Origin of the sequence: Streptomyces hilarionis (assembly GCF_024539675.1) — a bacterium.
Taxonomy (GTDB): Bacteria; Actinomycetota; Actinomycetes; order Streptomycetales; family Streptomycetaceae; genus Streptomyces; species Streptomyces hilarionis.
Window position 1 is genome coordinate 1 of record NZ_JAHHIT010000288.1, and the last position, 5,080, is coordinate 5,080.

The 5,080-nt window shown below is 77.4% G+C and carries 2 protein-coding genes and 1 pseudogene; all 3 read left to right on the forward strand.

Annotation, left to right across the window (positions count from 1 at the left end; all coding sequences use genetic code 11):
• Positions 1 to 759 (forward strand): annotated as a pseudogene (locus KMS84_RS37755) (DNA polymerase III subunit gamma and tau); the annotation flags it as partial.
• A 184-nt stretch (positions 760 to 943) separates the two neighbouring features.
• Positions 944 to 2,197 (forward strand): phosphoribosylamine--glycine ligase, encoded by a 1,254-nt coding sequence (purD, locus tag KMS84_RS37760; protein WP_256921077.1) that lies wholly within the window; start codon positions 944 to 946, stop codon positions 2,195 to 2,197.
• Positions 2,198 to 2,568: 371 nt separating this feature from the next.
• Positions 2,569 to 4,710: a hypothetical protein gene (locus KMS84_RS37765; protein WP_285894464.1), complete on the forward strand. Its 2,142-nt coding sequence runs from the start codon at positions 2,569 to 2,571 to the stop codon at positions 4,708 to 4,710.
• Positions 4,711 to 5,080: the final 370 nt, after the last annotated feature.

Consider the following 5,080-nt stretch of genomic DNA (forward strand, 5'->3'; position numbering starts at 1 on the left):
CCGACGGCCCCCGCGGCCCCGCCGGCGGGCGCGCCCGCCGGGTACGCGGCGCCTTCCGGCGGCCCCGATCCCCGCATGCTCTGGCCGAACATCCTCGAAGCCGTCAAGAACAGGCGCCGCTTCACCTGGATCCTGCTCAGCCAGAACGCCCATGTCGCCGGTTTCGACGGCACGACCCTCCAGATCGGCTTCGTCAACGTCGGAGCCCGGGACAACTTCGCGAGCAGCGGCAGCGAGGACGTGCTGAAGCAGGCGCTGGCCGAGCAGTTCAACGTCCAGTGGAAGATCGACGCGGTCGTCGACCCGTCCGGCGGCTCCGGTCCCGCTCCGTCCGGCGGCTTCAGCGGCGGCGGCGGCTTCGGCACGGGTGCGTCCGGCGGGCAGGGGACGGCCGGCGGGCCCGGCGGCTCCGGCGCGGGCGGCTACGGCAGCCCGGGCGGCTCCGCCGGGACCGGCGGCTACGGCGGTCACGGCGACGCGGGGGCGGCGAATCCGTCGGGCTCCGCCTCCTACCCCTCGGCCGCGGCCCCCGGGGGCGGCCCGGGCGGGCACAGACCCGCCTCGCCGTCGGCGCGGTCCTCCGCTCCCGCCGGCCCCGCGCCGGGCCCCTCCCGCCCACCGGCCCCGGAGCCGGTGGCGCCCGAGGACGACACCCCCGAGGACGACGATCCCGACCTCAACGAGTCCGCTCTCTCGGGCTACGAACTGATCGTGCGTGAGCTGGGCGCGACCGTGGTGGAGGAGTTCACCAACGAGTAGCGCGGGTCCCCTCCACCCGACTGCCCGACTGCCCGACTGCCCGACGGGCCGCCTTCCGGTCTGCCCGCCTCCCTCCGCCCGGCACCGGGCTCGCAGCGGGCTTGGAGGAACGCACAGGGCCTGCGGCCGCCGTCTCTCGGCGGCCCGCACAAGGCGCCCCGCCCGCGGCGGTTAGGCTGACCCCGTGAACGTCCTCGTCATCGGCAGCGGCGCCCGCGAACACGCCCTGTGCCGCTCACTGTCCCTCGACCCCGCCGTCACCGCGCTGCACTGCGCGCCCGGCAACGCCGGCATCGCCGAGGTCGCCGAGCTGCACCGGGTCGACGCCCTGGACGGCGCGGCGGTCCGCGCGCTCGCCGTCGAACTCGGCGCCGAACTGGTCGTCGTGGGCCCGGAGGCGCCGCTGGTCGCCGGGGTCGCCGACGCCGTGCGCGAGGCGGGCATCCCGGTGTTCGGCCCCTCGAAGGAGGCCGCGCAGCTGGAGGGCTCCAAGGCGTTCGCCAAGGACGTGATGGCGGCGGCCGGGGTGCCGACCGCCCGCTCCTACGTCTGCACCACCCCGGAGGAGGTCGCCGAGGCCCTCGACGCCTTCGGCGCGCCGTACGTCGTCAAGGACGACGGTCTGGCCGCGGGCAAGGGCGTCGTCGTCACCGACGACCTGGAGGCCGCCGCGGCGCACGCGGCCGCCTGCGACCGGGTGGTCATCGAGGAGTTCCTCGACGGTCCCGAGGTCTCCCTCTTCGCGATCACCGACGGCGTGAGCGTCGTCCCGTTGCAGCCCGCCCAGGACTTCAAGCGCGCGCTCGACGGCGACGAGGGCCCCAACACCGGCGGCATGGGCGCGTACTCGCCGCTGCCGTGGGCCGACCCGAAGCTGGTCGAGGAGGTCATGGAGACGGTCCTCCAGCCGACCGTCGACGAGCTGCGCCGCCGCGGCACCCCGTTCTCCGGGCTGCTGTACGCGGGCCTCGCGATCACCGGCCGCGGTGTCCGGGTCATCGAGTTCAACGCCCGCTTCGGCGACCCCGAGACGCAGGTCGTCCTGGCCCGCCTGAAGACGCCGCTGTCGGGCCTCCTCGCGGCGGCCGCCACCGGCGAGCTCGCCGACCTGCCGCCCCTGCGCTGGAGCGAGGAGGCCGCCGTCACGGTCGTCGTCGCCTCGCACAACTACCCCGGCGACCCGCGCACCGGCGACCCGATCACCGGACTCGCCGAGGTGGCCGCCGAGGACGCCCCGCACGCCTACGTGCTGCACGCCGGCACCAGGCGCGAGGGCGACGACGTCGTCAGCGCGGGTGGTCGTGTGCTGTCCGTCACCGCGACCGGCGCCGACCTCACCGAGGCCCGCGACCGTGCCTACCGGGCCCTCACGCGCATCGGACTCGACGGCTCCCAGCACCGGACGGACATCGCCGCCAAGGCGGCGGCCGGCGCGTAACGGGCGTCTCACCAGGCGTCCCGCCGACCGCCTCACCAGGCGTCCCACCGGCCGTCTCACCAGGCGTTGCCCAGGCCCCGGGTTTCGCGGGACCTCCGCACGGAGGTCCCGCGAAACCCGGGGCCTGATCGTTGCCCACCGTCATACACCTTTCCCCAGAGCCATTCCATCGAGTGACGCTGGAGCATCCGGCTGACGGGGGCCGGACCGCCAACTAGGGTGCGGCGCAAGCCTCCCGGCCCTCGTTCCGGCACTTGGCCCACCGGCATTGCGATGTCGGTGGTCGGTGCCACAGTGGGGGAGTGAGCACTGCGAGGACAGCCGGGGGACACAGGACTGCAGGGAGGGGGTGACGTCCGGTCGTGACCGGTATGGGTGAGGTGGGCGCGCAGGCGGCCCGCGCACGGGCACTGGCCGTGCTGCGCATCCGCAGCCGGGCGCTGGCCGTCGCGCTGCTGCCCGCGGCCGCCGCCGTGATCCTGGGCGCGGGCGGTGCCACCGGGCACTTCGAGGGCCCGGGCTGGGACACCGCGCGCGTGGTCGTGTGCACCGTGGCCGCCGTCGTACTGCTCGCCGCCGCGGTCGTCGGGCTGGTCGTCGCCCGGGCCCGGCCCGCCGTCAGCCCCACGGTCGCCGTCGCCGAGGGAGCGGCCCCCGACCTGTACCGGCTGGTCCGCGACCTGGCCGACCGTCTCGACGTCCCCGCGCCCTCCGCGATAGCCCTCACCCCGGACTGCGACAGCTGGCTGGAGGACCGCACCCATCCGGCCCACGGCCCGCCCCCGCCCCGCGAGGGCGACGAGATAGCCGGTCCGGCCGGCGCCCACGGGCCGCTCCACCGCCGTACGGCGGCGGCGCCCGTCCTCGTCATCGGCTCCCCGTTCCTGTGGTGGATGCGCGTCGGCGAACTGCGCGCCGTCCTCGCCCCCGTCGTCGCCGGCACGGGTCCCTCGGCGCACCCCGACATAGCGGCCGCGCGCCGCTTCGTGCGCGGGCTGGACGCGGCGGTGGCCGTCTGCGTCCAGCAGGGCGGCCGACACCCCGTCCTGCGGCCCGCGTGTTCCGGCGTCGGGTGGGTCGCGCGCCTGATGCTGCGCGGCTGCCAGCCGCACGCGGGCGAGATGGAGCGCGCGGTGGCCGCCGCGGCAGCCGAGCGCGCGCAGACGGTGGACTACGGGCTGCGCATCGTCGCCCAGGAGCAGGTGGGCCTGGCCTACGCGGGCTGGGACCGGCTGCTCACCCGCGTGGCGCTGCCGGCGTGGCGCATGGGCCGCTGGCCCTCCCGGCTGGACGCGGGCGTCGTCGCGGCGCTGACCGAGCTGTCCCGGCGCGACCGGCTGGCCGAGGGCTTCGCCTCCCGGCTCGGCGAGCGTCCCGCCTGCGACCTCCTCGAGGAGCCCGGCACGGTCGACGAGGCCGCCTCGCTGCTCGCCGCCCGCCTCTTCCACGGCGGCCCGGCGGAGCCCGGCCCCGGCTGGTCGCCGATCGCCTGGGAGGACTACCCGGACGAGGTCGTCGACCGCAAGTGGCGCACCGACGCGGCCCGCCTGCACCGGGTTCTGGACGCCCTCGGCGTCCGTTGCGTCCCCGACCCCACGGCCGTCCGCCACCCCGGCGGGCCCACCCTGGCCCGCGTCCTGGACCACCTCACCGACGGCCTCCCCGCGGCCGCGGCCCCCGCAACGGCGGCGTACGACCCGTCGGACCCGGTCCGCCGGCCGACGGACGAACCCGCGCCGGCCACCCGCCCCCCGGCAGATCCCGGACCGGAAGCAGGCACCGGGTCGGGGTCCGGGTCCGGGACACGTCCCGGCTCCGCCGCAGATCCCGGCTCCCCGGCAGGCCCGGCCCACGCGCCGAGCCCGGCCCCGGCCGACGGAAGGGCCCCCACCGCCGGACAGGATCCGACCGCCGGTCCCGCCCCGGCCACCGGCGAGGCCCCGGCCACGGGTGCCGTTGCGGCCTCCGAGCCGGTGCCGGTTTCGGGCTCCCCGCGGTCCTCCGGGGCCAGGGGCGAGCCGGACGAGCCTCTCGTCCCCTCTGAGGCGCACCTCCCCGCCTTCGCCTTCGCCTCCGACGACGGCGAGGAGGACCCCAGGCCCGCCAACCCCCGCAGCGCCGCGCTCGCCGCCCGGCTCGGCGTCGAGGTCGGCCGCGAGGAGGCGGACGTCGCGCCCGCGGCCGGCGTGGGGCCGCTCGCCGCAGGGCAGGGGCCCGACGCGCTCTGGGACGACTCGGCGCTGCCCCTCTTCCCCCTCCAGCCCCCGCGCACCGACCGGGAGCTGCTCGCCGACCACGTCACGGCGATGGTGTGCTGCGCCGCGATGGACACCGTCGGCGCGACGCCGGGCCTCGACTGGCTCGACGGGCCCACCCTCCTGGTCGGCGGCGAGCGCGTGCCCGACCTGGCGCCCCGGGTCCTCAGTCTCGTGGAGGACGGCGACGCGGGTCCGCTGCGCACCTGGCTCGTGGAACTCGGCATACGGCCGGAGAAGCCGGTGCGGCTGGGCTGAAGGCGACGCGCCGCCGGCGGCCCGGGGCGGCCCCGGCGGGGAGCCGGCCGTGCCCGACCCGTCGGCTCACCGGGCCTCGGCGCTGTGGCGCTGTGACGCTGTGACGCGGCGGGGAGGCGGGGGCCGGAGCACCAGGGCGGACCGCGGATCGGGGGGGCACGGGGTGTGAAGGGTGCGGCGGTCGACCAGACGCCGGGTGCCCGCACCCGCCGTCACCTGCACACCGCCGCCCCCGCCGCTCCCACACCGCGCCCCGTACGCCGCCCCCGGCCCACACGGAGACTCACACGCCCCTCCTATGCCGTGACCTCTACGCCGCCCCCAGCCCACACGGAGACCCGCACGCGCCCCCGCGCGGCACCCCCCGGCC